General features: G+C 44.3%; 24 protein-coding genes and 1 other annotated feature. Of the genes, 16 read left to right on the top strand and 8 right to left on the bottom strand.

The genetic code is table 11. The features are described 5' to 3' along the window. Positions 1–73 precede the first annotated feature (73 nt). Entirely contained in the window at positions 74–1378 is a 1305-nt protein-coding gene (locus ACFI6L_RS08990) for an alpha-amylase family glycosyl hydrolase (protein WP_462573823.1), read from the bottom strand. A 113-nt stretch (positions 1379–1491) separates the two neighbouring features. Further along, the gene (locus tag ACFI6L_RS08995; protein ID WP_462573824.1) at positions 1492–2400 is read right to left on the bottom strand and encodes a sulfite exporter TauE/SafE family protein; all 909 of its coding nucleotides are present in this window, start codon (positions 2398–2400) and stop codon (positions 1492–1494) included. A 153-nt stretch (positions 2401–2553) separates the two neighbouring features. Between ACFI6L_RS08995 and ACFI6L_RS09000 the strand changes: the two genes are divergently transcribed. The 4 genes from ACFI6L_RS09000 (at position 2554) to ACFI6L_RS09015 (ending at position 5468) form a co-directional block, all read left to right on the top strand. Next, a complete protein-coding gene (locus ACFI6L_RS09000) occupies positions 2554–3036 on the top strand; it encodes a DUF2244 domain-containing protein (protein ID WP_014950020.1) in 483 nt (160 codons plus the stop codon). Between the two features lie 116 nt (positions 3037–3152). Then, the gene (locus ACFI6L_RS09005) at positions 3153–3422 is read left to right on the top strand and encodes a DUF6482 family protein (RefSeq protein WP_257721543.1); all 270 of its coding nucleotides are present in this window, start codon (positions 3153–3155) and stop codon (positions 3420–3422) included. A 180-nt stretch (positions 3423–3602) separates the two neighbouring features. Continuing rightward, positions 3603–4175 (top strand): lipid-binding SYLF domain-containing protein, encoded by a 573-nt coding sequence (locus ACFI6L_RS09010; protein WP_014950022.1) that lies wholly within the window; start codon positions 3603–3605, stop codon positions 4173–4175. 303 nt (positions 4176–4478) lie between these two features. Further along, positions 4479–5468 (top strand): hypothetical protein, encoded by a 990-nt coding sequence (locus tag ACFI6L_RS09015; RefSeq protein ID WP_462573825.1) that lies wholly within the window; start codon positions 4479–4481, stop codon positions 5466–5468. Between the two features lie 78 nt (positions 5469–5546). Here the strand turns inward: ACFI6L_RS09015 and ACFI6L_RS09020 are convergent, their stop codons facing one another. Continuing rightward, on the bottom strand, positions 5547–6587 hold the full coding sequence (locus ACFI6L_RS09020) for an MBL fold metallo-hydrolase (RefSeq protein WP_462573826.1): 1041 nt from the start codon (positions 6585–6587) through the stop codon (positions 5547–5549). A 162-nt stretch (positions 6588–6749) separates the two neighbouring features. Between ACFI6L_RS09020 and ACFI6L_RS09025 the strand changes: the two genes are divergently transcribed. After that, positions 6750–7523, top strand: coding sequence for a ParA family protein (locus ACFI6L_RS09025; protein WP_462573827.1), 774 nt, complete (start codon positions 6750–6752; stop codon positions 7521–7523). A gap of 15 nt (positions 7524–7538) precedes the next feature. On the opposite strand, the gene ACFI6L_RS09030 is transcribed toward ACFI6L_RS09025, so the two are convergent. Then, complete coding sequence (locus tag ACFI6L_RS09030; RefSeq protein ID WP_014950026.1) at positions 7539–7778, bottom strand: hypothetical protein; 240 nt, start codon at positions 7776–7778, stop codon at positions 7539–7541. Between the two features lie 230 nt (positions 7779–8008). Then, positions 8009–8127: a sequence feature (His leader region), on the top strand. Between the two features lie 50 nt (positions 8128–8177). Between ACFI6L_RS09030 and hisG the strand changes: the two genes are divergently transcribed. The 9 genes from hisG to ACFI6L_RS09075 all read left to right on the top strand — a co-directional run bounded on the left by hisG (position 8178) and on the right by ACFI6L_RS09075 (position 16407). Further along, complete coding sequence (gene hisG / locus ACFI6L_RS09035; protein ID WP_014950027.1) at positions 8178–9080, top strand: ATP phosphoribosyltransferase; 903 nt, start codon at positions 8178–8180, stop codon at positions 9078–9080. A gap of 13 nt (positions 9081–9093) precedes the next feature. Further along, on the top strand, positions 9094–10398 hold the full coding sequence (hisD, locus tag ACFI6L_RS09040) for a histidinol dehydrogenase (RefSeq protein WP_462573828.1): 1305 nt from the start codon (positions 9094–9096) through the stop codon (positions 10396–10398). Further along, positions 10398–11477, top strand: a complete 1080-nt coding sequence (gene hisC, locus ACFI6L_RS09045; protein WP_110288587.1) for a histidinol-phosphate transaminase — start codon at positions 10398–10400, stop codon at positions 11475–11477. Before hisD ends, hisC begins: the two co-directional genes overlap by 1 nt. Continuing rightward, complete coding sequence (gene hisB, locus ACFI6L_RS09050) at positions 11474–12544, top strand: bifunctional histidinol-phosphatase/imidazoleglycerol-phosphate dehydratase HisB (RefSeq protein WP_462558015.1); 1071 nt, start codon at positions 11474–11476, stop codon at positions 12542–12544. The genes hisC and hisB overlap by 4 nt, the downstream gene beginning before the upstream one ends. Next, the gene (gene hisH / locus ACFI6L_RS09055; RefSeq protein WP_039225202.1) at positions 12544–13173 is read left to right on the top strand and encodes an imidazole glycerol phosphate synthase subunit HisH; all 630 of its coding nucleotides are present in this window, start codon (positions 12544–12546) and stop codon (positions 13171–13173) included. The genes hisB and hisH overlap by 1 nt, the downstream gene beginning before the upstream one ends. After that, complete coding sequence (hisA, locus tag ACFI6L_RS09060; RefSeq protein WP_039225201.1) at positions 13173–13910, top strand: 1-(5-phosphoribosyl)-5-[(5-phosphoribosylamino)methylideneamino]imidazole-4-carboxamide isomerase; 738 nt, start codon at positions 13173–13175, stop codon at positions 13908–13910. The genes hisH and hisA overlap by 1 nt, the downstream gene beginning before the upstream one ends. Then, entirely contained in the window at positions 13892–14704 is an 813-nt protein-coding gene (gene hisF / locus ACFI6L_RS09065; protein WP_014950033.1) for an imidazole glycerol phosphate synthase subunit HisF, read from the top strand. Before hisA ends, hisF begins: the two co-directional genes overlap by 19 nt. Further along, positions 14701–15318 carry a bifunctional phosphoribosyl-AMP cyclohydrolase/phosphoribosyl-ATP diphosphatase HisIE gene (gene hisIE, locus ACFI6L_RS09070; protein ID WP_239301769.1) on the top strand — a complete coding sequence of 206 codons (618 nt, stop codon included), beginning with the start codon at positions 14701–14703 and terminating at the stop codon, positions 15316–15318. Before hisF ends, hisIE begins: the two co-directional genes overlap by 4 nt. A 261-nt stretch (positions 15319–15579) precedes the next feature. Next, positions 15580–16407 carry a lectin-like domain-containing protein gene (locus ACFI6L_RS09075; RefSeq protein WP_462573829.1) on the top strand — a complete coding sequence of 276 codons (828 nt, stop codon included), beginning with the start codon at positions 15580–15582 and terminating at the stop codon, positions 16405–16407. A gap of 218 nt (positions 16408–16625) precedes the next feature. Here the strand turns inward: ACFI6L_RS09075 and ACFI6L_RS09080 are convergent, their stop codons facing one another. The 4 genes from ACFI6L_RS09080 to ACFI6L_RS09095 all read right to left on the bottom strand — a co-directional run bounded on the left by ACFI6L_RS09080 (position 16626) and on the right by ACFI6L_RS09095 (position 21597). Beyond that, on the bottom strand, positions 16626–17486 hold the full coding sequence (locus tag ACFI6L_RS09080; RefSeq protein ID WP_239301767.1) for an alpha/beta hydrolase-fold protein: 861 nt from the start codon (positions 17484–17486) through the stop codon (positions 16626–16628). A gap of 91 nt (positions 17487–17577) precedes the next feature. Continuing rightward, on the bottom strand, positions 17578–18423 hold the full coding sequence (locus ACFI6L_RS09085) for a formate/nitrite transporter family protein (protein WP_039225192.1): 846 nt from the start codon (positions 18421–18423) through the stop codon (positions 17578–17580). Next, a complete protein-coding gene (locus ACFI6L_RS09090) occupies positions 18392–18592 on the bottom strand; it encodes a hypothetical protein (RefSeq protein WP_462573831.1) in 201 nt (66 codons plus the stop codon). Before ACFI6L_RS09090 ends, ACFI6L_RS09085 begins: the two co-directional genes overlap by 32 nt. Before the next feature lie 89 nt (positions 18593–18681). After that, positions 18682–21597 (bottom strand): M16 family metallopeptidase, encoded by a 2916-nt coding sequence (locus tag ACFI6L_RS09095; RefSeq protein WP_462573832.1) that lies wholly within the window; start codon positions 21595–21597, stop codon positions 18682–18684. A gap of 331 nt (positions 21598–21928) precedes the next feature. On the opposite strand from ACFI6L_RS09095, the gene lepB reads away from it, so the two are divergent. Further along, positions 21929–22582 carry a signal peptidase I gene (lepB, locus tag ACFI6L_RS09100; protein ID WP_039225189.1) on the top strand — a complete coding sequence of 218 codons (654 nt, stop codon included), beginning with the start codon at positions 21929–21931 and terminating at the stop codon, positions 22580–22582. Between the two features lie 448 nt (positions 22583–23030). Beyond that, positions 23031–25625 carry a TonB-dependent receptor gene (locus tag ACFI6L_RS09105; RefSeq protein ID WP_462573833.1) on the top strand — a complete coding sequence of 865 codons (2595 nt, stop codon included), beginning with the start codon at positions 23031–23033 and terminating at the stop codon, positions 25623–25625. Positions 25626–26106: the final 481 nt, after the last annotated feature.

A 26106-nucleotide genomic window follows, 5' to 3' on the forward strand; every position in this document is an offset into this window, starting at 1 on the left:
ACTTTTCACTTAGTAAAAAACATTAGTGCTTTTTACCTTTTGTAGTTAAAGATGACACTAAACGATCACACCGTTATGCCACCCATATCTCGAACTGCCAAGGCGTGAGTTTACACACTGAATCAGCTCCGAAGATTTTCTTTTCGTCGCGCTCCCAGTGCGCATACTCACCTTCAAACAATGGTTCTTCAAACGTTACATCAAGCTGCTCATTTGAAAAGTTAATCACAACGAACACTTTTTCATTTTCATTACAACGTACAAAACTAAAAACCTTATCCATCTTAGAGTTTGGCACCTGTATCATTCTTGCCCCGTACTCTCCGTTCCCTAGCACGGCTTTGGACTTTTTAATAGCAATTAGCTTGCGGTACAAGTTGCCTATTTCATGTTTTTGCCAGTGTATTGGATCGCGCTCAAAGAACGCTAAACGCTTGGTTTCCCCGGCTTCTTGTCCGTTGTGAATGAGCGGCATACCTTCACCTACCACAGACAACGCAATGCAGGCTTCAAGCGCATCACCAAATTGTTCGCGCTGAGTGCCATCCCAGGCATTTTTGTCATGATTACTAACGAAGGTCATTCTGTAAGCGGAGTGAGGCCAGCTGCGTTCGTTCCACGAATAATACTTGCGCAACCTATCCAGCGAACATTGTCCGTGTGCGAGTTCGTGTAGCGTCTCGTTCCAACTCCATGCGTATGTCATATTGAACGCATTTTCGTGAAGATCTCGATTCTCCCATTCAGCCAACATGAAGACTGGTCTGATTGCGCTTAGCGTTTGCACTGCTTGCTGCCAAAAATCGTTGGGGACATACCCCGCTACATCACAGCGAAACCCATCAATGTCGAACTTTTCAACCCAATAACACAACGCGTTAATCATGTATTTGCGAAGGCCAACGTGTTCATAATCAAACTCTATGATATCGCTCCAATCCCACCACGGAGATGGACGAAAATCTCCTTTGTAGTCTTTGGCGTACCACTCGGGGTGCTGTTCAACCAAAGGATTATCCCACGCACTGTGATTTGGCACCCAGTCTATGATGACTTTTAGCGAAAGCTTGTGCGCTTCATCCACCAGCGCTTTGAAATCCTCTTCGCTACCAAATTCAGGGTTAATGGCCAGATAGTCTTTTACTGCATAGGGACTTCCAAGCTCTCCCTTTTTATTCTTTTCACCAATAGGGTGTACAGGCATAAGCCAAACAATATCAGCGCCAAGTGATTTAATGTGGGATAACCCCTTTCTCACTCCTTCAAAATTACCTTGCTCTGAAAACTGTCGTGTGTTGACCTGATAAATAACAGCGTGAGATGACCATTCTGGCTGAAGCACGTTATATCGTTTCTTAGGAACAGGATTGATATCCATATTATCTTTCCTTATCGAGATTAGCGTTTAGAAGAAGAATCTGGTTCTGCGTCGCGTTACTTTAGGCTTCAAATTGCAGCGAGCTGGGCTTTTAACTGCCGCAAGCTCGTGGCTTAAAGAATAGGTAAACTTGTAACACCTAAAATTAGTACCCAAATACCGAAAAAAAGTTTTAGACGCTGAACCGAAAATGCTAAAACAACAAACTTTGCAATCGTTCCACCGACTATTGCACCTGCCCCAGCAAACAAAACAACCTGCCATACCACAGACTCGCTTATAAAAGCGTGATATGGCAATGCAGACCACACAGCAAAAGCCGACAAGATAACCGCGCTGGCAATAGACAAAGTTACATTAAACCCTCGAATTATGAGGTAAACAGCGACTAACTCTCCTACTCCTACCGAAAGCCACGCGGTGATAATGCCGCCTAAAAAACCAATGAAAGGTAAAAGCAAAAGATCTTTCGTATGTAAGTCTTTTTTGAAATGGGTACGCTTCATTAGCGGAATAGAAGCAAATATTGCGATTGCTAATAGAATAGAAAAACTACCAAAAGCGATGTGAAGGTTATTGGCCCCCCCCCACAAATGCTCTAGAAGCCTTGTACTTTGAGAAGAATACTGAGCGAATCCTATGCCGCATATTGACGAGGGAACCGTTAACATCAGTACACTGGGTAATGCCTTCCAATACTGATCATACTTGTGTTGGTGTTTATAATACGCGGCCCAAGTTAGTGCCCCCGCGGTCATACCACAGCATTGGATGGCGAAACTCGTTGCCACAACGCTTTGCGCAGAAAATGACAGGTAGTTAAAAAACGGAACGAAAACCACGCCACCGCCAGCTCCAGTGGCATTCGCAAATATAGCACCAATAACGCCAAGAACGCTGAAAAGCCCGAACTCTTTAACAAGCTCAATAGGGGCTGGTTGCGCTAGCAAACTGCCGATCCATAAAAATAAAAGTACTATCAACGCTGTTTTACCAGCGTTTTGCTTGATGAGAGAAATCACATACGTCCTTAAGGCAGAAAATACGGCAAGTTACACGGCATGACTTTTCTAAGTACGCAGCCAACTAGCACCTGTACAATTTTCAAACTATTGTTATCCCACTACGTATAAGGTTTTACTTACACAGATATCATATACAGCATTTTAAAAAACATGGTTGAAGTATCTACATTTGAGCACCAGGTGCAACTGCATCTTTCGCCAAACCGCTCAGCAACATGGCAACAGACAAAGCACCTTATTGCAGCTTTTGCCCTTTTTATCAGCTCGATAGCTATTGCTTGGTCACTGGCCGGTGCGTGGGTCATATTACCTTTTGCAGGATTGGAGGTCGGGTTACTGGCACTGATTATGTATTTGGTTTCTAAAGCAACATACCGCTGGGAGACGCTCTTAATTTCATCAAACAGCATTCAAGTCACTAGCTCAAACGGTATCAGCATAGAATTCTTCCGCCCTGATACGTCCTTGTACTATAAAAAAGACTTGAGCTTAAAATGTGCGCCACAGCTTGTGCTACAAGCCCCTCTGCAGCAATTTGAAGTGGGATCATTTTTAAATTTAGAAGACAAAGAGCGTGTTCATGAATGTATGCAAAAGGCGGGGATCGCAGTATGTTCGAATAAGTGGTGGTAATTCGTGTTGCTTTGAAATGCAACCAATGCGTAAGGCTCCTTATCGTGTATGACACAAAATTAATGATCATTGTGGCTATTTTCGACTAATTAGATATAAGACGCAGCTAAAACGAGTTGCGACCTAATGAGGGTTACACTATGAACTTATACATCGAGTCACTAGAAGGCGGCAATTACCTCGCATCAACCGGTATGGGCGCCTCACGCACCTTGGTTCGCGACAACAAGTCGCAACCTAAAACGTTTCACTGTTTGAACGAGATTAGGGAGCATTTTGACTCTCAAGCCTTTGAGAAAGTTTGGCTCCGTCAAAGCACACCGTATGAAGAAATGGTTGGTCAAACCGATCATCCCGGTGCGTTAGAGCTTGAAATTGAGTGGTAGCGACTTGCAGGTGTACTAGCAAGTAAGACCAATAGTTTTCAATGTTCCATGCATCACTTAGCACGTTTTTTGCGTACAACTAATGTGACGTAAATTAAAACGGTATTTTATTGAATTAGAAACAGTAAGAATGGTCTTCTTCTGTAGTTAATAAAATACCTACATGCTAAGGAGAATTGCATGAAAATAAGTAAGTTAGCTATTAAATCTGTGTTTGTGGCTGCCGTGTTAGCCTTGACGGCGTGCGCTTCGATGGGCGACGGAACTGTTGCTGAAAAGCGACAAGCTATTTTAGATATGCAAGATAACGCGCTTGCCCGCCTTTATTCTGAAAAGCCCGATACGCGCTCTCAGGTAAAAGACGCTGCCGGCTACGCCGTATTTACCAATGCTAACATCAACGTATTCTTTGTGGCGGCGGGCACAGGCTATGGTGTTGTAAACAATAATGTAACCGGCGCAAAAACATATATGAATATGGCCGAAGGTGGCGTAGGCCTTGGCTTAGGCGCAAAAGATTACCGAATTGTTATGGTTTTCCACACACAAAAAGCGATGAATCACTTTATTGAAAATGGATGGACCGTAGGTGGTAACGCGGATGTAGCAGCGAAAGCCGGTAACAAAGGTGCATCTGCAGAAGGCGAAGGCTACTTGGGTAACGTCACAGTGTATACTATGACTGAAAGCGGCCTTACATTACAGGCCACTGTTAAAGGCACGAAATTTTGGGTAGATAAAGAACTAAACTAATTCTGCCCTAACTATTCCTAACCATATTAGCGATTAGCGCTCCAACACACCGAAGGCCTCTTAAATGCAAGAGGCCTTTTTATTTTTTCTGCACAACTGCCCGCTACCGCTCTAAATCTTTAGGCTGTCTGAATCACAGTAATAAGCAGTGTCGTGTTCCCATAGCTTCTCTTACCACCGCCGTGTATACGAAAGTCTAAATTTAGGGGGAAACCCTCATAACTGAATTGAACACTCGTGACTACGCTTTACTTGTAAAAGGCTCGCTTAGCAGCACGCTAAGCCATAAACGAGGGTTTCATCATGCAACCACACAACAACAAAGTGATAAGAGCAGTAGTAAGAACAATATTAACGAGCGCATTGTTCGCTTCGGCGACGGTAGGCTTTTCAACTAACGCGGCAATTATAGGCAGCAGTTATGGGAATGCAGTCCATGTCGATCTTTCCATTACAAGTAATGTAGGAGGTATGGTCTCTGCAATCGCTAACTCAACTATCAACTTAGCTCATACCAGCGGTAGTGCTCCTGAAAATTATTCTCAGATTGACACTATCATTGGCGCAAGCTCAGATGCTTCGGGTACGTTGGGCAGCCCCATCGACGTTACAGAGTTTGATGGCGCGCTATCCACCGCCATTATTGAAGGTGAATCTCAATCGTCTTTAACGAGTTTTGTTCCGGCAAGCTTTTTTACGTCAGGCCGCGGAACCATAAACGACCTTAATCTTGACTTATTTTCAGACTTACTTGGAATAAGTGGCTTTTTAACGCTAAGTGCTGATGTACTTTCCACAATCTCGCAAATTGACGGAAACGCCACGACCGGCTCAAACGTGAATCTATCTACAGCAGGTTCATCAGACATCGTGGATGTGGAAGTGAATCTTTGGGGAAATACCGTAACGGCTACTGCACTTGAAAATCAGTCTCTCTTTGCAGGTTTGAATATCGCTGACTTTGGCTTGGGAATATTTGTTAATGAAGTCGAAAAGTCGTGTTCCAACACCTCTTGCACAGAATCACGCAACGCGGTTAGAGTATCTTTTGATGATTTCTCACTAAATGCATTTTACGATGCACTATTCCCTGCTGGCGGGCCGTTAACCGGGCCTGTGTTTAACTTGACCAACAACCCGATTGTCAACGGCGAGATCATTTTAGCTAGCTCGTTTGCTACAACCTCTTCTTCAACTGAGGTAAGTGCACCCTCTACATTTGCAATTTTTATTTTCGCAGTAAGTTTATTGAGTGCAAGAAGATTTAATAAACACAAAATGCTACAGAAATAACGTTTGAAAATCTCAAGGCAGAAGGAGCAAGTCTACGGTTTCTCTCTTTCTTGCCTTGAGAATCATATCGCTCACATTTTACTGAGCACGGTTTTCCTCAATCTGCATCCACTGTGCTCTTGTACAATTCTCGAGAAGCTCAAATGCTTCAACAACCACATCTTCTCCTTGTATAAATGGATGTGCCTGATTATCTTTCCTATCCGTTAACGCCTTAAGCTTATCTCTTGTTCCGTCTCTTCCAGGGTGATTTGACAAAAATACATCAATATTTTGTTCTTTCACCAACGCTTTCATTGCATTGGCCGAGTTTGTATAAGACTTTATTCTTGCGACATCCGGACCATAATTGAGCCCTGTGCCGCCCCATAATACAGCGCGATGCCGTTCATCTCCATCGATCACAGGGAGAACGATAGTAAGCGTACCCGGTGTATGTCCAGGCGTTACATAAAACGCTAACTCAGTGCCATTCACGTTGAGTACATCCCCATCTTCAATCAGTAAATCTTTTTCAGGTTTTGCTCCCCAGCGATAGCTTGCAAACGCGTCGTTTTCTAACACGTGCCACTCAATTTCACTCATCACAATACGTGGACTATAAACTGATTTAATCAGCCCAAAACCACCGTAATGATCGCCGTGTCCATGAGATATGATTAGATGGGAAACAGGCTTATCTCCCAACCCCAGTGCCGAAAGTCCATTAAGAATATACTGTTGAGCTTGTTGGTTATTATTTAGCGCGTCTACTAAAACTATACTTTCGCCCGTATCAATTGCCCAACTTGCTACGTTGCCAGCGCCGACATAATAAAGGTTATCGAAGACCTGTTGAGGTGGAATTTGACGACGGACTTTAGCATTTCCTTTTACTTCGCTAACACCATTACTGCGCTTGGATCTCTCGCGCCTATTTTCGCTAATAACGAACATATTCCGCGGCTCTTGACTAATATCGCAAAGACTCGCCAATCCAGGAAAATGCTTAGCACTTTTCAATCCTTTATCCGCGTAATATTGCGCAGTGTATGCATCGGCTGAGTAAGTATTATTGGACATCCAAACCGCCAGAAGCATTATTGCAAGCTGCCATATAGACTTTTTTATATTAACCATAACGCTTTCCATTCTAGGTATATAAAACCACGTTGTTTTACGATGTTGATTTTTTCACTGTTTGGGACAACTGTATTCAGTTTGCATTAAACCATAAACAATATTTTGCATAAGCACTTTTAATTGGGCATATTTTAAACACAACTGACGAAGGGATTTCTTATGATAATCGTGGTGTTTAATCAAAAAGGCGGCGTAGGCAAATCGACCATTAGCACCAATTTAGCTGCGCAAAGCGCTAAGCTGGGTCATAAGACCTTATTGGTAGACTTAGACGCTCAGGGAAATAGTACTCACTACGTGGGATTTAACGCCAGTGAACAAAGCCTTACCGTGGCCGATATGTTCAAACAAGTAGTTGGCATTTTCAGAACAGCCAAGAAGCCTAACGCGTTCGTGCATGCAACGCCTTATGAAAACCTCTTCGTTATGCCTTCTTCTTCTGCGTTGGCAGAAGTCGAGCGAGAGCTCGAGTCACGATACAAAATTTTTAAACTTAAAGACGCGTTAAAGGAGTTAAAAGACGAATTCGACAACATTTTTATCGACACGCCTCCTAATTTTAATTTTTATTCTAAAGCGGCACTTATTGCTGCTGATGGCTTTTGCGTCCCTTTTGATTGCGACGACTTCTCGGCACAGGCGATTGAGCGTTTACTTGAAAATGCGATGGAACTAAAAGAAGACCACAACCCTGAACTGCGTTTGTTGGGTATTGTTGTTAATCAATTCAATAGCCAAGCAAAGCTTCCAAGAGAGTTAATTGAGACACTTAAGCAGCAAGATTTGCCAGTGTTAGAAAGTTATATAAGTGCCACGGTAAAAGTGAAAGAGTCTCACTCTAAGCGAATGCCGCTGCCTTTTTACTTATCTAAGCACAAAGTGACGAATCAAATTGCGGCTTTATTTGAAGAACTCAATGCGAGCAAAACCTAACGCTAACAAGTTTCGCTAAACATCAATATCAATATGCTTAAGCCCACCCTCGCTGTTACCTCGCTCTTTATCTTTCGAGTTTTCAGCTGATTTTTCGATAATCTCAGTTCGCTTCACGTCTTGAAACTGATCGCGCTCTTCTTCACTGAAATGCTCGGACTTTTTGGTCTTTTGCACTTTCTTCACGCGGTCGTCCGTCTCAATCGGCACTTTTGTGTTGCGAGGCAAAATGGGAAACAGTAGATCGTTGCTCATACGCCCTCCAGAAGTTTGCATTTGTCTCTATAACTTATCGGCAACGAGTTGCCTAAAATTACGGTTCAAAACTAATTCATAACGAATTGTTTTATTATATACACATTAAATTAGAGTTAATGTGCCAAAAGAGTTCACTTTAGCCTTGCAAATCCTAATTCAAAACGCTAATGTTTCAGCCGTTCGAAATTAGGAATTAAAATTTTCAAAATGATTAACTGCGCGACGAAACATCACCATCACCACAAAGCATAACCTTTCAGGTTCGTGCTGGAAGGTCTATGTATCCTTCCAGTGGCGCAGATAAAACAAATTCTCGACCCTCGGAAGGAAACTTCCGGGGGTTTTTCGTTTTAGGCGCAATCAAAAGTTAAAACACAACGTGTAAGGAACGTTTCAATGAGTAACAGCAAAAGACTTCGAATTGCCGTACAGAAATCAGGTCGATTGAGCGATGACAGCATTGCCCTACTGAAAGCTATAGGCATTAAACTCAATATTCGTGATCGCCTGCTGATTGCGCATTCTACGAACCAGCCTATTGATTTGCTTCGCGTGCGTGACGACGATATTCCAGGTCTTGTTATGGATGGTGTAGTAGACCTAGGCTTTATTGGCGAAAATGAGCTAGAAGAGAAAATGCTAGAGCGTAAAGCTGCGGGCAAGCCATTCGAATATGAAGTATTGCGTCGTCTAGACTACGGCGGCTGCCGCCTGTCTATTGCGGTACCTAATGAGATGGATTATCAAGGAATCCAGTCGCTAGAAGGCAAAAAAGTAGCAACAACTTACCCCTACCTACTTGAGCGCTACTTCAAAGAACAGGGCATAAATGCAAAGGCTGTAATGCTACAAGGTTCTGTGGAAGTGGCCCCACGAGCAGGTGTAGCTGACGCTATCTGTGACCTTGTATCTACCGGTGCAACCCTTGAAGCTAACGGTCTTGTTGAAAAAGACGTTATTTTCCGCAGTAAAGCGGTACTTATTAAGCGCGCTGATGGCGAGCTTAGCGACGAGAAAGAAACACTGGTTAACCGACTAATGCCACGTGTTGATGGCGTATTACTAGCAAAAGAAAGCAAGTACATCATGCTACACGCACCAAAAGCGTATTTAGAGCAGGTGAAAAGCCTACTTCCAGGTGCTGAAAATCCTACGGTTCTACCACTTGCTGGAAATGAAGAACAAGTAGCTATCCACGTTGTTTCTACAGAGACCTTGTTCTGGGAAACCATGGAGAAACTTAAAGCCCTTGGTTGTAGCTCTATTCTTGTAATGCCAATCGAAAAAATGATGGGCTAAAAGGCAGGCAATTATGATTACTTGGTCATCTCTTTCGGTAAATGAGAAAAAACAGGCGCTAGCCCGCCCGGCTATGGCCAATAGCCAACAGTTAAAGCAGACCGTGGGCGACATTATCGCCCGCGTTGAAAAAGAAGGCGATGAGGCAGTACTTGATTACACACGTAAATTTGACTGCCCAGACTTAACTAGCCTTGTACTTTCACAAGAAAACATTGATGCTCTTGCTGCGAAGGTAACGCCAGAGGTAGCAAGTGCTATCGATACTGCGTTCAACAACATAAAAATGTTTCACGAAGCGCAAATGCCTAGTGATATCGCGCTAACCACAACGCCTGGTGTTAAATGCGAGCTGCGCTTCACCGCCCTTGATGCAGTGGGTCTTTATATTCCAGGCGGCAGCGCGCCGCTTCCTTCTACCGTATTGATGCTAGGCGTACCTGCATTGGTGGCGGGCTGCGAAAATAAGCTACTTTGTACTCCACCAAACAAAGAACAGCTTATCGCGCCTGAAATTGCGTATGCGGCCAGAAAATGCGGCATCGACAAGATCTTCTTGTGTGGTGGTGCCCAAGCAATCGCCGCTATGGCCTTGGGAACAGACAGCGTTCCTCAAGTAGATAAGATTTTTGGCCCGGGTAACAGCTTTGTGACTGAAGCTAAACAGCAAGTAAGCCAACGTGCTGATGGTGCAGCTATTGATATGCCGGCCGGCCCATCAGAAGTGTTGGTACTTGCTGATGAGTTCGCAAACCCTGAGTTTGTAGCGGCCGACCTGCTTTCCCAAGCCGAGCACGGTCCAGACTCGCAGGCTATTTTGGTGTCTAACAGCGCTACACTTATTGAAGAAGCAAAAGCCGCGGTTGAATGTCAATTAGCAACCCTATCACGCGCTGAGATTGCACGCCCTGCTATGGAAAATGCGCGTTATATTTTGGCTGATTCCATTGAGCAAGCCATTGAAGCAAGTAACGCCTACGCTGCTGAGCACTTAATTGTACAAATAGAGAATGCCCGTGATTATTTGCCACAAATTAAATACGCAGGCTCTATATTCCTAGGCCCGTGGTCACCAGAATCTGCAGGTGATTACGCGTCGGGCACTAACCACGTACTGCCAACTTATGGCTATGCTAAGAATTACTCTAGCCTTGGATTATTAGACTTTATGCGTCGCTACACTATTCAAGAACTAAGCGCAGACGGCATGCGTAATTTAGGCCCTGCGATTATGGCACTTGCAGCTGCCGAGGGCTTGGATGCACACGAACAGGCCGTTGCACTTCGCATGCAGGCACTTAAGCAAGGAGACGCCTAATGTCGGCACTTATCGATAACCTAATTAACGAAAATTTAGTGCCGCTAAAGCCGTATGAATCGGCTCGTCGCTTGTTTTCAGGCGGTCAAGACTGGCTTAATGCCAACGAGTCACCTTATGCCAACGAATACAGCGTAGATAGCAGTAACTTTAACCGCTATCCGTCATGTCAGCCCGAAGCGGTAGTGAGTGGTTACGCTAACTACGCCGGGTTAGACAAATCGCAGCTTATAGTTACCCGCGGCGCAGATGAAGGCATTGAGTTGCTTATTCGCACCTTCTGCACGCCGGGTAAAGACAGCATTCTGATATGCCCGCCTACCTACGGTATGTACGCAATCAGTGCTGAAACCTGTGATGTGGGCATTAAGAAAGTGCCGCTTAACGACGACTTTAGCCTTAACGTGAATGCTGTATGCGCTGAAGATGACGTTAACGTGATTTTCATCTGTGCGCCCAACAATCCAACCGGTACGCCAGTTGCTCGTGAAGATATTAAAACCGTGCTCAATCACTTTGCCGATAAAGCACTGGTTGTTGTAGATGAAGCGTATATTGAGTTCGATGCCGACAATACGTGGGCAAATGAGATTAACAACTATCGAAACTTGGTGGTACTTCGTACGCTGTCTAAAGCGTTTGCTCTTGCCGGTCTTCGCTGTGGTTTTACACTTGCTCAGGCACCCGTCATCCAGGCACTACTTAAAGTGATAGCGCCCTATCCCATTCCAGAGCCAGTAGCGCAGATTGCTGCACAAGCTTTGTCGGCTGAATCGCTAACGTTACTTGAGCTTCAGGTGGCTACCATTAACCGGGAAAAAGAGGCCCTAGCCGAAGCGCTGGAATCTATCGAAGGCTTTGAATTAGTGGGTGATAGACGAGCAAACTTTATCTTATTCCGCTACGCAAAAGCGCAAGCCCTAATGCAGTACTTGGTAAGCCAAGGCATGCTTATTCGCGATCAATCGAAACAGCTTAACTTACAAAACTGTTTACGCGTAAGCATAGGCACTGAAGAGCAAAACCAGCGTTTAATGCAGCTAATTAACGAATTCAAAAATAATGAGGACGCGGCATGAGTCAGCAAGCCATTTTATTTATTGACCGCGACGGTACACTCGTAGAAGAGCCGCCAGTAGATAAGCAATTAGATAGTTTAGAGAAGCTTGTTTTCGAGCCAAACGTTATTCCTGTGCTACTTAAACTTAAGGCAGCTGGGTTTAAACTTGTGATGGTAAGTAACCAAGACGGCTTGGGTACAGACAGTTTCCCGCAAGAAGACTTCGACAAGCCACACAATGCCATGATGGCCATTTTCGAAAGCCAGGGTGTAGTGTTTGACGACGTGCTTATTTGCCCGCACTTCGATGCTGATAACTGCACATGCCGCAAACCAAAGCTTGGCTTAGTACAAGAATACCTACAGCAAGGCAAAGTGGACTTCACTCGTTCGTTTGTTATTGGTGACAGAATTACCGATGTACAGCTTGCTGAAAACATGGGTATTCGCAGCTTTCAGTACAACCGTGAAAGCTTAAACTGGAACGATATTCAGAAAAGCTTGTTAGCGTCTTCACGTATTGCAGAAGTGGTACGTACCACCTCTGAAACCGACATTCGCGTGCGTGTAGATTTGGATTCGCAGGCTAAGTCGACAATTCAAACCGGCATGGGCTTTTTTGACCACATGCTTGACCAAATTGCGACCCACGGTGGCTTCGAGCTAAACCTGACTACCGATGGCGATTTGCACATTGACGATCACCACAGTGTAGAAGACACCGCGCTTGCCCTTGGTGAAGCGCTTAAAAAGGCATTAGGCGACAAACGCGGTATTGGTCGCTTTGGTTTCGCGTTGCCAATGGATGAATGTCGTGCGGAATGTATTATGGACATTTCTAACCGTCCACACCTTAAGTTTGACGCTAAATTTAGCCGCGATCAGGTAGGTGAAATGGCCACCGAAATGGTACCGCACTTCTTCTATTCGCTTGCACAAAGCATGGGGCTATCGCTACACCTTTCCACCAGCGAAGGTAATGCACACCACCAAGTAGAAAGCCTGTTTAAAGTATTTGGCCGTGCGCTACGTCAAGCCATTACGCGCCACGGCGACGCGCTACCAAGTAGTAAAGGAGCCCTGTAATGTCAGTGGTAAACCCCAGCCAGCGACAAAAAATAGTCATAGTAAATACCGGCTGCGCCAACATCTCATCGGTACGCTTCGCCCTTGAACGCTTAGGCGTTGAAGTGGACGTATCTGACGATGTAAACGTGATTAAAAGCGCTGATAAAGTGTTTTTGCCCGGCGTAGGAACAGCGGCAGCAGCGATGGCAAGCATTAAGCAAAAAGCGCTAGTGGAAACCCTGCAGTCGCTTACCCAACCTGTGCTAGGTGTATGTTTAGGCATGCAACTTATGGTTGAAACCAGCGCTGAAGGTGGTTTTCAAGGCACAGGCAACATCGACTGTTTAAACCTAATGCCAGGTCATGTGGCTCGCATGGAATCAAAAGGCGTGCGCTTACCTCATATGGGTTGGAACACAGTCTCTCATAAAGAAGAAAGTCTATTTAAGGGCATCCCACAAGATACCTACTTTTACTTTGTGCACAGTTTTGCCGTTCCTGAATACGAGCACACGCTTGCAAGCTGCACTTATGGTAATACGTTTTCAGCAGCTATAAATAAAGACAACTTTTACGGGGTGCAATTTCACCCAGAGCGTTCTGGCGAGGCCGGAGCACAATTACTGACTAACTTTGTGAACCTATAATGATTATTCCAGCGATTGATCTTATTGACGGACGCGTAGTACGCCTTTATCAAGGCGACTACGAGCAGAAAACCCAATACGAACTGGACCCAGTAGACGTGGTTCACGACTATGCCGACCAAGGTGCAACCTGGCTGCACATTGTTGACCTAACAGGCGCTAAAGACACCAGTAAACGTCAGCTTTCACTAATTAAGTCTATGGTCGATACCAAGCGCATGAAGTTTCAAGCCGGCGGCGGTATTCGTAGTGAAGAAGAAGTAGCGCAATTACTAGAAACGGGCGTAAGCCGCGTAGTGATTGGTTCTTTGGCGGTAAAACAACCCGAGCTTGTAAAGTCTTGGGTAGAAAAATACGGCCCAGAGCACATTGTATTGGCCCTTGATATCAATATTAGCGACAGCGGTGAAAAGCTTATTGCTACCCACGGCTGGCAAGAGAATTCTGGCGTAGCCCTTGAAGGCTTGCTTGAAGACTTCGCTACAGTAGGCGCAAAGCATGTGCTGTGTACCGACATTAGCCGCGACGGCACGCTACAAGGTGCGAACACTGAGCTGTATCAAGAAATGGCAGCCCGTTTCCCACACGTTAGCTGGCAAGCGTCTGGCGGTATTGGCAGCATCGCTGATATCGAAGCGCTAAAACCCACAAACGTTGGCGGCGTTATTCTTGGGCGCGCACTACTTGAAGGTAAGTTTACGGTGAAGGAGGCTATCGCATGCTGGCAAAACGCATAATACCGTGCCTAGACGTACGCGACGGCAAAGTTGTTAAGGGCGTTCAGTTTAGAAACCACGAAATTATTGGTGATATTGTACCTCTTGCTGAGCAATATGCGAAAGCAGGTGCCGACGAACTAGTATTCTATGATATTACCGCGAGCTCTGATGCCCGCGTAGTAGATAAAAGCTGGGTAAGCCGTATTGCACAGGTTATTGATATCCCTTTTTGTGTTGCTGGCGGCATTAAGAGTATTGAAGACGCTGGGCGTATTTTGGAAATGGGTGCAGATAAGATTTCGATTAACTCCCCTGCGCTTAATAATCCAGACCTTATTAACCAGCTGCACGACGTTTATGGACAACAGTGCGTCGTGATTGGTATCGACAGTTTCTATAACGAAGCAACCGACCAATACGAAGTGTACAAATTCACTGGTGATGAAGCGCGAACGCAAAAAAGCCAGTGGCAAACCATCGATTGGATTAAAGAAGTTCAGTCGCGCGGTGCTGGTGAAATTGTACTGAACTGCATGAACCAAGACGGCGTGCGCAAAGGCTACGATGTGAAGCAGCTGAAAGCCGTGCGCGATGTCTGTGAAGTGCCGCTAATTGCGTCGGGTGGCGCAGGTGAAATTGCCCACTTTACGGATGTGTTTCAACAGGCTGACGTAGATGGCGCGCTTGCAGCATCAGTATTTCACAAAGGCATCATCAACATTGATGAGTTGAAAGCAGAGTTGACCAGCAATGGCGTTGCCATGCGTAAGCGTCACGGATTAACGGCGCAAGCAGAAGGAGTAAACCCGTGATCATTACTAACGAAAACAGCAATAAATTAGCTTGGGACAAAATGGACAACCTACTACCCGCCATTGTGCAAGACGCACTGTCTGGCAAGGTATTAATGCAGGGCTACATGGACCAAGACGCATTGGCGAAAACCCTTGAAACGGGCAAAGTGACATTCTTCAGCCGTTCAAAACAGCGTCTTTGGACCAAGGGTGAAACATCTGGTAACACGCTAGATTTAGTGAGCGTTGCTTGTGACTGCGATCAAGATTCACTGTTGGTACTTGCCAACCCTAACGGCCCGACATGCCACACTGGTGTTGAAAGCTGTTGGTTCGACGGCAACACACCAGCCTTTACGTTTCTTGCAGATTTAGAGCGTGTATTGGCTTCCCGTAAAGACGCTGATCCTAAAAGTAGCTATACCGCTAGCCTTTACAACAAAGGCATTAAGCGCATAGCGCAGAAAGTGGGCGAAGAAGGTGTAGAAACCGCATTGGCTGCGACTGTACACGACAAAGAAGAGCTTAAAAACGAAGCCGCTGACTTGTTGTACCACTTGACGGTACTGCTTCAGGCGAGCGATATGTCCCTTAACGATGCACTTAACGTGCTGCGTGAGCGTCATAAATAATAATAGCAACAGCGATCTACGCAAAAGTTAACATCAAGGCCTCTAAACGTTCACGTATTAGAGGCCTTTGAACTCCTAAATACATCTCCCAACGCTCCTCAAAAAGCTAAACATCGCTCTAAAATTGTCCACTTTTTTTACAATGAGTTCGTATTCGCAGAAAAAATCTCATACTTTCAATGTGATTACCTGAAGGCATGGATAATGCTTACACTGTGATTGTTTAATTAACAATGTTCACTAACCACATAAGGATATGTAATGAAAAAAGTACTTTCATGCTTTTTGCTTTTAGGAAGCTTCTCGTCTTTTGCAACAGTCATTGAGTACAATGATTTCTCCGACACTACGGGGCTTACGCTAAACGGCAACACGCAGGTAGTAAATAACAACCTGCAGCTAACGAATAATATTGCGTGGCAAGGCGGTTCAGTTTTTACCACAAATGCAATCTCTCTCATCAACGACTCTTCATTTGCGACAAGCTTTTCTTTCAAAATAGACAATAACAGTTTAGGCGGTGATACTGACGGCTTAGGAGCAGACGGTCTTGCTTTTGTAATACAGACACAAAATGCAAACGTGGGCGGTGCTGGTGGTGGTTTAGGATATCAAGGTATAAATAATTCAGTTGCGGTTGAGTTTGATACCTTTAATAACACCAGTTGGGATAATAATAACGGCAACCACGTTGGCATAGGTATTAACGGCAACGTTAATACCTCTAATAACGTCAATGAACCATTCCGATTCAATGAAGGCGATGTTTGGAATGTTCTGATAACTTTCGACGGAATTAGCAAGCTTTTCGATGTTTCTTGGTCCATGGAAACCGATTCAACGAAAGGAGGTAGCATTTCACGAATTTTAGATGTGGCCTCTATTTTAGGTTCAACCGATGCATTCTTGGGATTCACATCCGGAACAGGCTCCTATGCAAGTACTCATGAAATACTTTCGGCCACGTTCACAAATACATCCTCAATACCAACAAACACTCCTGTAAACGCTCCAGTAACCTTTAGCTTAATGATGAGTGCTTTAGCTTTTTTAGTTTTTCGAAGAAAAAAGCAAATTTTGAGGTCTTAACTCTCAAAGTGCAGTAATGTTTCTACTTTCAACAACTCGGTAACTAGCGTACTGATTAAGGCGTTGATTTAAATTACATTCTTATATAAAAATGCCCTTCTCGTTTTCTACACGAAGGGCATTTTTGTATCGCAGAGCTTTGCACTTTATTGAAATTAACACTGCTTAGCCTGTCTAACAATCGAACAAAAAGTGAGCCCTCGGTTAAAGAAACGCGACTAGCGCGGCGTTCCCAATATCCAATCGATCCCTTGGATAGCAACGGTGGGAAACACGCTCGCATGTGACGCACCGCCGATAACATGCAATTGTAGTGTTATGTTTTGATCTGCCTTAGCGTTGATTTTACTTGCCAATGCTTTGCTCCCCGCAACCATATCTTGACCCTCGCCAAACTCAGGCGTTTCTAAGCTTCCCACACCAATGTAAACACGCTTGGGCGATTGAGTTTCAGCCATTTCTAAGGTTAGTAAGTAATCGTCATTAAACCACACTGAAGGGCTAACAAGCACATAGTTAGAAAAGGTTTCAGGAGATTGCATGAGCACGTAGCCGCCAAATAGCCCGCCTAATGAATGCCCAATAAAAGTCCGTCGATTGGCGTCTACTCGATATGTAGACTCAATAAATGTTAATACATCTCGTCTAATAAATGACAGATACTCAGCAGCAAGACCGGTTTCCAGTTTCCAACTATTGGCTATGGCAGGAGTGTAGTCCCTTACTCTACTCTCTACGCCTTTTGATTCTAGGGAATAAGACAACCCCACTATGACCGCTTCTTCCATTTGGCCTACGTTTACTGGCATTCGCATAGAGCCTACGATAATAGGAAAACTGTAAGGCGCATCTGTTGTGTATATTACGGGGTAATCCTTGGAAGGAGATGTGTTATAGCTTTTTGGCAACTGTACAAATAACGTATATTTACGTGCAGTTTCCGTATCTTCTATTGTCACCATTTTGCTTCTAGGTAACGAAACAGACGCTTCAGAAATGATAGGTTTAATGATTGATTCAGCAAAAGCACATGAAAATGCACTTCCGACAAGAATTATTGTTGTTAGAAAGCGAAGCACCGTAACCCCTTAGTGGTTTAAACGGCATGTTATAACGCAGCTAATTTCAATTAACCACTGTTTGCACACCAAGGGGCACTTTTTGACTTCTCTATTTCTCGATTTCCCTTACCACTTGGCCATAAGCCAGCAGCGCGAACAGCCCCGTTCCGCCCACAATATTTCCTAGTAATGTTGCACCAATTAGTGAGAGTGTTTCAAGAACGCTTATTTTATTTTGCAGTGCTAACAAGAAAAGTTCTGTTGAACCGGCTATCACGTGCGTAAAATTTCCTATAGCAATTAAATAAGTAAAAATAACTATCATCAATATTTGAGAATGCTTAACCGAAGGCTTCATCCAAACAATAGCGGCAATGATAAACCCGGACGTAATGCCGTATGAGAAAGCGTCTGATGGTGATAGCTTGGCATAATGTTCAGAAATAGCGGTCATCCCTTCAACCAGCTCTGGTGGAACAGATTGCAGCGAAAAGCTGAAAAACGCAGCCAAAAAGGTGCCGAACATATTGGCGGTGAAAACGATGAACCACAGGCGCGCAATGCAAAAGCCCATATTGAACGAAGGTTTACTCAACAAGGGTAGAATGACCGAAAGCGTATTTTCGGTAAACAATTGAAGTCGACCAACAATCACCAGCACGAAACCAACCGTATAGCCCAGGTTTTCGATAACAAACTGATTGGGAGAGTTTGCAAAGAGGTGATGCAGAATTCCTTCAGCAAGAATTGAAATCGAGATGCCAATGCCTGCCGCCACACCAGACCACCACAATGACATCATAGGACGCTGAAGTTCTTCTAACCCTTCCCTGTGGACAATGGCATACAAAGAAACAGAATTTAAGCTCTGATTATCTCGTACATCTTTTTCTTCAGTATGACTAAGGGCAACGTCTTGCTCCCTATGCCCAGACTCCTTCACTTTTTCTGTCACTCATGCCTCCTGCAACTCTTTGCTTAACTAGGACGTTTTCCTCAATTACATAGTATTTGGTCCACGACACAGCTTTTTGGCAGGCATCACCAGACCACCCTATTCGGTTACGTTGATTAAGCACGTTTTTGGTCACAATAATTTTGTCTATTTCAGATATAGCACTCATTTTAATAAAAAAGCCCGCGTGAACGCTGTTCACACGGGCTTTGATCTTATTAACGGCCGTTATAATGCTCGCAAAACGTAAAACATGAACTAAGGGTTCAGCAAGGTTGGTTTCCCTAACCCAAGCACATCTAAACGTTCGAACTGGGTATCTTTGTCCCCTACTATCAAATAAATCATTCTATCAGGATGTACATATTTACCGTAAAGGCGCTTTATCTCACCAACGGTTAACGCTTTTACCTCAGCTTCTTGCTGTAAAACGTAATCATTGGGCAAGCCAAAGTCGCTAATTTCGCTAACCATATTCAATTTAGCGCCTAACGTTTCAAACGCCCTAGCGCCAGATTTAAGTGTAAACCCTTTCGTAACGTCTAAATCTTCATCTGAATAGTTTGTGCCAAACGCTGCAAATATATCCATGATAGCTTGCGTTGCTTCTAAGGTAACGTTCGACCTTACGGCGCTTCGTATGGTGAATTCACCCGTGTATTGATCGCTAGAAAACGACGAACGAATGCCATAGGTGTAGCCTTTGTTTTCACGTAGTTCCTGCATAAGCTGTGAGGCGAAACCGCCCCCGCCTAAACGATAATTCATCACACTGACTTTATAAGCATCATCATGAGTAACATTCGGGGCGGAATGGCCGAAATAAAGCACTGACTGTTTAGCCCCAGGAACGTCATAGAAAAAGAGTTGGGCGCTTTCTGGCAGCTTGGGCTCTGGTACCTTCGCAAAAGTAACATCTTTTGGTAACCATCGCGCATTAAGTGACGCTAGGCTTTTTACAACGTTCTGTTGTTTGATGTCTCCCACAACATGGAACTTTGCCAATGACGGTGTGAAGTATTTCTCGTAATACTTCTTAACATCTTCGAGCGTTGTGTCATCTACAGTTTGCTTATCTCCAAGAACCGTTTGAGCAAACGGATGCGCCTCTCCGTAAAGCAGTGTTTTAAACTCAACCGATGCAATGGCATTAGGGTTCGCTTTTATTTGTTCAATCTGGTTGATTGTATCGTCTTTAGCTAATTCAAACTCTTGTTCATCAAAGCGAGGAGAAAGTATCACTTCAGTGACGAGCTGCATTAAGTCACTGTAGTGCTTAGACAATACCGTTCCGCTAATAGTAATGTCAGTTTCAGAAGCACTGGCCTCCAGAGAAGCGCCTAAAAGCTCAATTTCCTGTTCCAGCTGCTCGGGTGTTTTTTCCGCCGTACCTTTAAGCAAGGTTGCGGCAAGTAAATTGGCGGTTCCTGTTTTACCTTCTGAGTCTAGAAGCATGCCACCATCTAGCTTTAACTCAAACGCGACCAATGGCACTTCGTCATTAGCAATACCCGTTATTTTGATGCCAGACGACAGTGTATTTTGCCAAACCTTAGGTGGTGTAATTTCTATTGATTCACCATAAGCAGGCTCTTTCGTGCGATCAAACGATGACGGAGTACGTTCGTATTCAGCCGCAACTGACGCATCAAAGCTCTCTTCCGCCCCCGCGACAATTTGCTCCTCCACTACATTAGCTTCAGTAGAGCCGCTTAACACCAACTCTTGCTGTCCCTTAGGTACAAAGCTAGAGGCGACAAACGGTTTATCCTTGATATAGGTGCTATAAACACGCATTACATCTTGTTGTGAAACGCCCAGAATTTTCTGAACATCTTGGCTGATAAATTCAGCCCCGCCCGCAAAGATTTCGTATTGCGCCAATTGAAAACCTTTACCTAAGACGCTTGAAAGTCCTTGATAAAATTCTGTTTCTTGACCTGCTTTTATGCGCGCCAAATCCTTGGAAGAAATCCCGTCTTTCTCAAAGCGGGCGAACGCTTCGTTAACTCCATCTGCAACAGTGTTTAAGTTCACGCCATTAAATGCCATAACCTGCAGCTGTAGCTGTCCAGCGATCTCAGCATCATAGCCATAAAGATAAACATCACTGGTGAGCTTCTTCTCGTCAACAAGCACCTTGTTCAGCGGAGCATTTTTGCCTTGGCTTAAGTACTGAGAAAGTACTTGAAGTGGATAATAGTCATCGTGATATTCAGGTACGGTTGGCCACACCATAGTTAAAAGTGGCGCTTGTGCAAAATTATCTATATGGAATCGTTTTTTAGTCTCATTGAGCTTCGCAGGTTGAGGCGGTAATTTATTGATTTGCTCTCCCGCAGGAATTTCATCGAAATACTTTTTAACCCACGCTTTAGTTTGATTTACGTCAATATCACCCGCGATGGTAAGCACCACATTATTAGGTACATACCATTTTTTGAAAAACTCTTTCACGTCAGCAAGCGTTGCGTTTTGCAGATCATCTAACGACCCAATCACTTGCCAACTATAAGGATGCCCTTCAGGGTAAAGGTTTTTATCAATCACATATTGATTGTGACCATAAGGACGATTATCCACACTCTGGCGCTTTTCGTTTTTCACCACCTGCTTTTCTTTGGCGAGCACAGGGTCTGTTACGGTATTGATGAAAAATCCCAACTTATCGGCTTCAGCCCAGATCATTTTTTCTAAAGCATCAATGGGTACAGTTTGGAAGTAATTGGTACTATCACGACTCGTCGAGCCATTTGCACCTGAGCCGCCAATTTTCGCACTGAGTTTATCAAGACCGCCTTTTCCCAAGTTCTCTGATTCGAGAAAAAGTAAGTGTTCAAACAAGTGCGCAAAACCTGTTCGCCCTTCTTTTTCTCTGGCTGAACCCACATGCGCAGTGAGGGCGACAGCAGCAATGGGATCAGACCTGTCAACGTGCAGTACAACGGTGAGCCCGTTATCCAGAGTAAAACGCTCGTAGTCCACGTTGAACAGTGACGTATTTAGGGAAGCAGTACTATTATCTGCATTAGCGGTTGTTTCGCTGGTTATATCGGAAGCAGTTCGTACATTTTGTGGATCATTGGTGTTATGCGTACACCCTGTCGAAACTGCACTTAGTGTTATTAGAGCAATTGCAGTGTACATTCTTGTTCGTTTGAATGTTTCAAGCATTATATATGTTCTTTGCCAGTCAAAAATGTAACAAGTACCACAAGTGCACCACCAGTGCCATGACATTCCTTTTTCAGACATTTTTAGCATGCCTAAACGGGCGGCGTTCATCTTTTACAGAGTGCAATATAAACATATGATTGATATGAGTTTTATTGCTTTTTTTTCAACGCTCAATACCCTGTAGCTAGAGCAACCTTAATTAGCTACCGACATAGTTCGTTACATTTTCCACACCTCAATTTTGAACAAATTAGGTAATTTACAATCTACATCTATTACACAAGCCATGTCGTGATAAAACTTTGATCTAACGAGCAATCTACGAAAAGTGAGAACCGAAGCCGTGTTAAATCTAAAACAGAGCGTTAAGAACAACCTGCCTTTCATTTTATTTATGGTTTTGCTTTTCTCGTTTCGAAGCAGTGTTGCTGATTGGTATCATGTCCCTACAGGCTCTATGGAGCCCACCATTCAAGTAGGCGACCGCGTAGTGGTTGATAAATCAGCCTACACGCTAGAATTACCGTTCACAGACGTTGTTGTCGCGAAAACTGGTAACATCAATCGCGGTGACATTGTAATTATTGACAGTAATGCAGCTGATACCAGACTCATTAAACGTGTGGTTGCCATTGAAGGTGATAAGGTCAAATTAGAAAACAACGTTCTTTTTATCAATGGTGAAAAAGCAACGTTAAGCGTCAAAGGTCACAATCTTTATTCCGAGCAGATTTTAGGGCAAACACGAACCATAGCGCTTAACCCATTACCTAGCCCTGCGAAAAACTTTAACTTGATCACTGTGCCCAGAGATCACGTGCTGGCAATGGGGGATAATAGGAACAATAGCGTTGATTCTCGTTATTATGGCTTCATTCCAATTGAAGAAATTCAGGGCAAAGCCAGCTCTGTAGCATTTTCACTAGATCCGGACGATATGTATTTACCGCGAAAAGACAGGCTTTTCACATCACTTCACTAGGGCTGAACAGTATCCTTACTTGCAAAAAGGCCAAGCTAGACCTTTACTTGCGTTCAATTTTTCGGCAAAAAAAATCTGGTCAGATCTGATAAAGCGGTGATATTCACGTATATAAAGAAAAATGTAGGAGCAATTGCATATACGTAAATTCTTACTAATGAATTACAAATAGCGGCCTTGTTCCTTATCAAATTCCCACTTCCTCAACACCAATTAACTAAGCCGCAACCCTCTATTTTTACGCTGTTTTTAGTTTAACTTCACGGCCGCTTCATCCCGCTTCACATTTAAAAAAGTAATACATGGTTTACACACTTTGTAACCAAGTGTCACATCTTTCGTGTTTTCCCCTATTGCAACTTAAGTATTAGGAGTGCTATTCATAATTTTGCAACATCATCGTGTTGCAAAAACACACAACAAGTAAAATGGAAATAAGGAAATAACAATGAAACAAGGTCGTAAAGTAAGTGCAATTGCAGTGGGATTAGCACTTTCAGGATTAACCTCTCTATCTCCTGCGTATGCACAGCAAGCTGACGAAGAAGCAGCCAACCTTGAACGAATTGCAGTCACCGGTTCTCGTATCAAACGTACAGATATGGAAGGCCCTTCACCTATTCAATCAATAGATGCAACAATGATTGAAGGCATGGGCTATGAAAACCTTCAACAATTACTCGAGCGTATGCCGGCCACAGGTGCGGGTACCTTCTCGACACGTAATAACAGCCAAGATTCAACAGCCAATGGCGCGGCAGCGGTATCCCTCAGAGGTATGGGACCAGATGCAACGCTTGTTCTAATAAACGGACGTCGCGTGGCAATAAGTGCCTTTGCTGAAAGTATCACTAACTCATTTGTTGATATTAACTCTATTCCTGTATCTGCCATCGAACGAATCGATATATTAAAAGATGGCGCTTCTGCGATTTACGGCTCAGACGCTGTTGCTGGTGTAGTAAACGTAGTACTGAAGAAAGACTACGAAGGTCTAGAGATTAATGCAGGTTATGGTGGTACAACAGGCCCAAGCTATGATGAGACCACCGCCAGTATTCTATGGGGCTCTCAAAGCGAAAAAAGCAGTGCTACAGTTATCATCGACTATTTCAACAACAGCACGCTTGGCGCTGACGAAATGGGTCGTTACGGTACAGCCAACCAATCTCCTTATGGCGGTATGGACTTCCGTTCGTCACGAGGTTACCCAGGCTACTTCTACGTAGACGGCGTTAAAACTATCGACCCTGACTGTCCTGAAGATAGCGCAACGGCATCTGGTAGCTGCTTGTTCGATTATGGCCCATTCGGTTTAACCATACCGGCATCTGAACGCGTTGGCTTTATTGGTCAGTTCGACTATAAAGTTGGCGATGAAACCACAGCATTTATGGAAGTTGCAATGCAGCACAATACGTCTGAAGCAGGTGGTGCAGCAACACCTCTTGATGAAGATGCCGGTTTAACCGTTCCGGGTACTCATCCTGATAACCCGTTTGGACAAGACATTGAAATTGGTCGCTACCGCCCTGTTGATGCAGGTGCCCGTCGCTGGGATATCGAATCTGACACCCTTCGTTTAGTCGCTGGCCTTCGTGGTACATTCAATGATTATGACTGGGAAGCGTCTGTACAAAAAGGCCGCAGCCGTTCAGAGCAAAGCGGTGATCAATCACAAGGGTGGGTTCGCGTTGACTGGCTTCAGGAACAAATTAACCTTGGTAACTACAACCCGTTTGGTGGCGTTACTAACCCACAAAGTGTAATTGATGATATTACTACAAGTCTTGTACGCCGTGGTGAATCTCGAATGACCAGCGTTGACGCCCACATTACCGGTGAAGCATTCAGCTTCGGCGACGATGTTGTCATGATGGCAGCAGGTGTTGAATATCGCGAAGAGCAAGTATCTGACGTTCCTGATGTTCAGTTCCAGCGCGGATTAATCTTCGGTACTGAATCGGTTTCAGCCTCAGCTGAACGCGACCAGTATGCAGCATACTTAGAGCTTTCTATACCTTTAGCTGAACAGCTTGAGCTTCAACTAGCTGGTCGTTACGACCATTACAGCGACTTTGGTAGCACTACTAATCCTAAAATCGCATTACGTTGGGCGCCAAGTGATGAAGTAACCGTGCGCGGTTCATGGGCTCAGGGCTTTAGAGCGCCGTCTCTTGCACAAGTTGGCCTTGGTCCGTCACAGAAAAGTGTTTTCTTCGTAGACAAATACCGCTGTGATGCAACAGGTCAAGATTGTGAATCGTTGGATTACAATATCGAGTTTGCGGGTAACCCTAACTTAGATGCAGAAGAGTCAGAATCTTGGAACGTAGGTGTTATCTACGCACCTATTCAAGAATTAGGCCTGAGCATTGATGTGTGGAGTATTACGCAGGATAACAAAATTGATGAGCAGCAATTCGGTTTAGTTTACGACGCGGAATGTAATAACCAAGACAGCACAATCTGTGTTCGCTTAGATCCGCAGCCAGGCGAGTCATTAGGTGTAATTCAAAAGATTTTCAACACCTACCAAAACGTATCATCTCAAGAAGCGTCTGGTGTTGATTTCAGCGCTAACTACCGCATGGAGTTGCAAGAGTTCGGTAACGTACGCTTTAACCTTGATTGGTCTTACATGAACGAGTTCGAAAAAGACGGTCTTGAGTACACTGGCGAATATGGCTATCCAGAACACCGTTGGTTATTCGGCACAACCTGGTCTAAAGGTGCGTTCGATGCCAACTTGAACATTAGCTTTGTTGGCGAATTTGAAGACACGCCTGACATTGATTTCGACGGTGTATTGGATTTTGAAGAAAATACCTCTAGAACGGTTGATTCTCAAATGTTGGTGGACTTGCAGTTTGGTTACAACTACAGCGACAACCTTCGCCTTGTAATTGGTTCAAACAACTTGCTTGACGAAGAGCCTCCATTTGCTATTGGAGATGGTGATGGTGACTTATACGGTTATGTAGGCGGCGTTCACAACCCGCGTGGCCGCTTCGTATACTCTAAACTAACTTACCGCTTCTAAAAGCCTGTAAGACGAAAAAGCGCTCAACGGCATTGCTTCACAATAGCGTGCCTTGAGCGCTTTTTAAGTTTCGATTCAACGTTTTCTAAAAGAACAAATATTCAATAAGAACCGTAGTGGGCCATGCGAGAGTCACAGGCAATACAATCATCACATAGACCATAACCTCAGCCCCAACCTTTTCGGCGCGCCATGCCTCCATCATCTTCACTTTAAACCTACGCTTCAGCAAGTAGGTGTAAAAAACTAGAAATACCAAAATTATAAGAATCTTTAGCATTTAGACTCCAACCGAATTGGTTAAACGGCCAAACAGGACAAACTCTTAGGTGGCAAAAGTTCCGTCAAGTCGCTTCGTTGCGTTTTTTTCTCTGTTGCAGGGACTATACCTTCGCAATACACACAGCGAACCTGTCCTCAATATCTGAATTAGCTCAACCTGATTGGAAATGAGGTAAAAAAAATGCCAGCTAAGCTGGCA

The organism is Alteromonas sp. G4i35 (assembly GCF_054960375.1).

Coding starts and splice junctions, on each gene's coding strand:
- ACFI6L_RS08990 (WP_462573823.1), bottom strand. CDS start 1,378: ATGGATATCAATCCTGTTCCTAAGAAACGATATAACGTGCTTCAGCCA.
- ACFI6L_RS09000 (WP_014950020.1), top strand. CDS start 2,554: ATGGTTGAAGTATCTACATTTGAGCACCAGGTGCAACTGCATCTTTCG.
- ACFI6L_RS09010 (WP_014950022.1), top strand. CDS start 3,603: ATGAAAATAAGTAAGTTAGCTATTAAATCTGTGTTTGTGGCTGCCGTG.
- ACFI6L_RS09015 (WP_462573825.1), top strand. CDS start 4,479: ATGCAACCACACAACAACAAAGTGATAAGAGCAGTAGTAAGAACAATA.
- ACFI6L_RS09020 (WP_462573826.1), bottom strand. CDS start 6,587: ATGGTTAATATAAAAAAGTCTATATGGCAGCTTGCAATAATGCTTCTG.
- ACFI6L_RS09025 (WP_462573827.1), top strand. CDS start 6,750: ATGATAATCGTGGTGTTTAATCAAAAAGGCGGCGTAGGCAAATCGACC.
- ACFI6L_RS09030 (WP_014950026.1), bottom strand. CDS start 7,778: ATGAGCAACGATCTACTGTTTCCCATTTTGCCTCGCAACACAAAAGTG.
- hisG (WP_014950027.1), top strand. CDS start 8,178: ATGAGTAACAGCAAAAGACTTCGAATTGCCGTACAGAAATCAGGTCGA.
- hisD (WP_462573828.1), top strand. CDS start 9,094: ATGATTACTTGGTCATCTCTTTCGGTAAATGAGAAAAAACAGGCGCTA.
- hisC (WP_110288587.1), top strand. CDS start 10,398: ATGTCGGCACTTATCGATAACCTAATTAACGAAAATTTAGTGCCGCTA.
- hisB (WP_462558015.1), top strand. CDS start 11,474: ATGAGTCAGCAAGCCATTTTATTTATTGACCGCGACGGTACACTCGTA.
- hisH (WP_039225202.1), top strand. CDS start 12,544: ATGTCAGTGGTAAACCCCAGCCAGCGACAAAAAATAGTCATAGTAAAT.
- hisA (WP_039225201.1), top strand. CDS start 13,173: ATGATTATTCCAGCGATTGATCTTATTGACGGACGCGTAGTACGCCTT.
- hisF (WP_014950033.1), top strand. CDS start 13,892: ATGCTGGCAAAACGCATAATACCGTGCCTAGACGTACGCGACGGCAAA.
- ACFI6L_RS09075 (WP_462573829.1), top strand. CDS start 15,580: ATGAAAAAAGTACTTTCATGCTTTTTGCTTTTAGGAAGCTTCTCGTCT.
- ACFI6L_RS09090 (WP_462573831.1), bottom strand. CDS start 18,592: ATGAGTGCTATATCTGAAATAGACAAAATTATTGTGACCAAAAACGTG.
- ACFI6L_RS09095 (WP_462573832.1), bottom strand. CDS start 21,597: ATGCTTGAAACATTCAAACGAACAAGAATGTACACTGCAATTGCTCTA.
- ACFI6L_RS09105 (WP_462573833.1), top strand. CDS start 23,031: ATGAAACAAGGTCGTAAAGTAAGTGCAATTGCAGTGGGATTAGCACTT.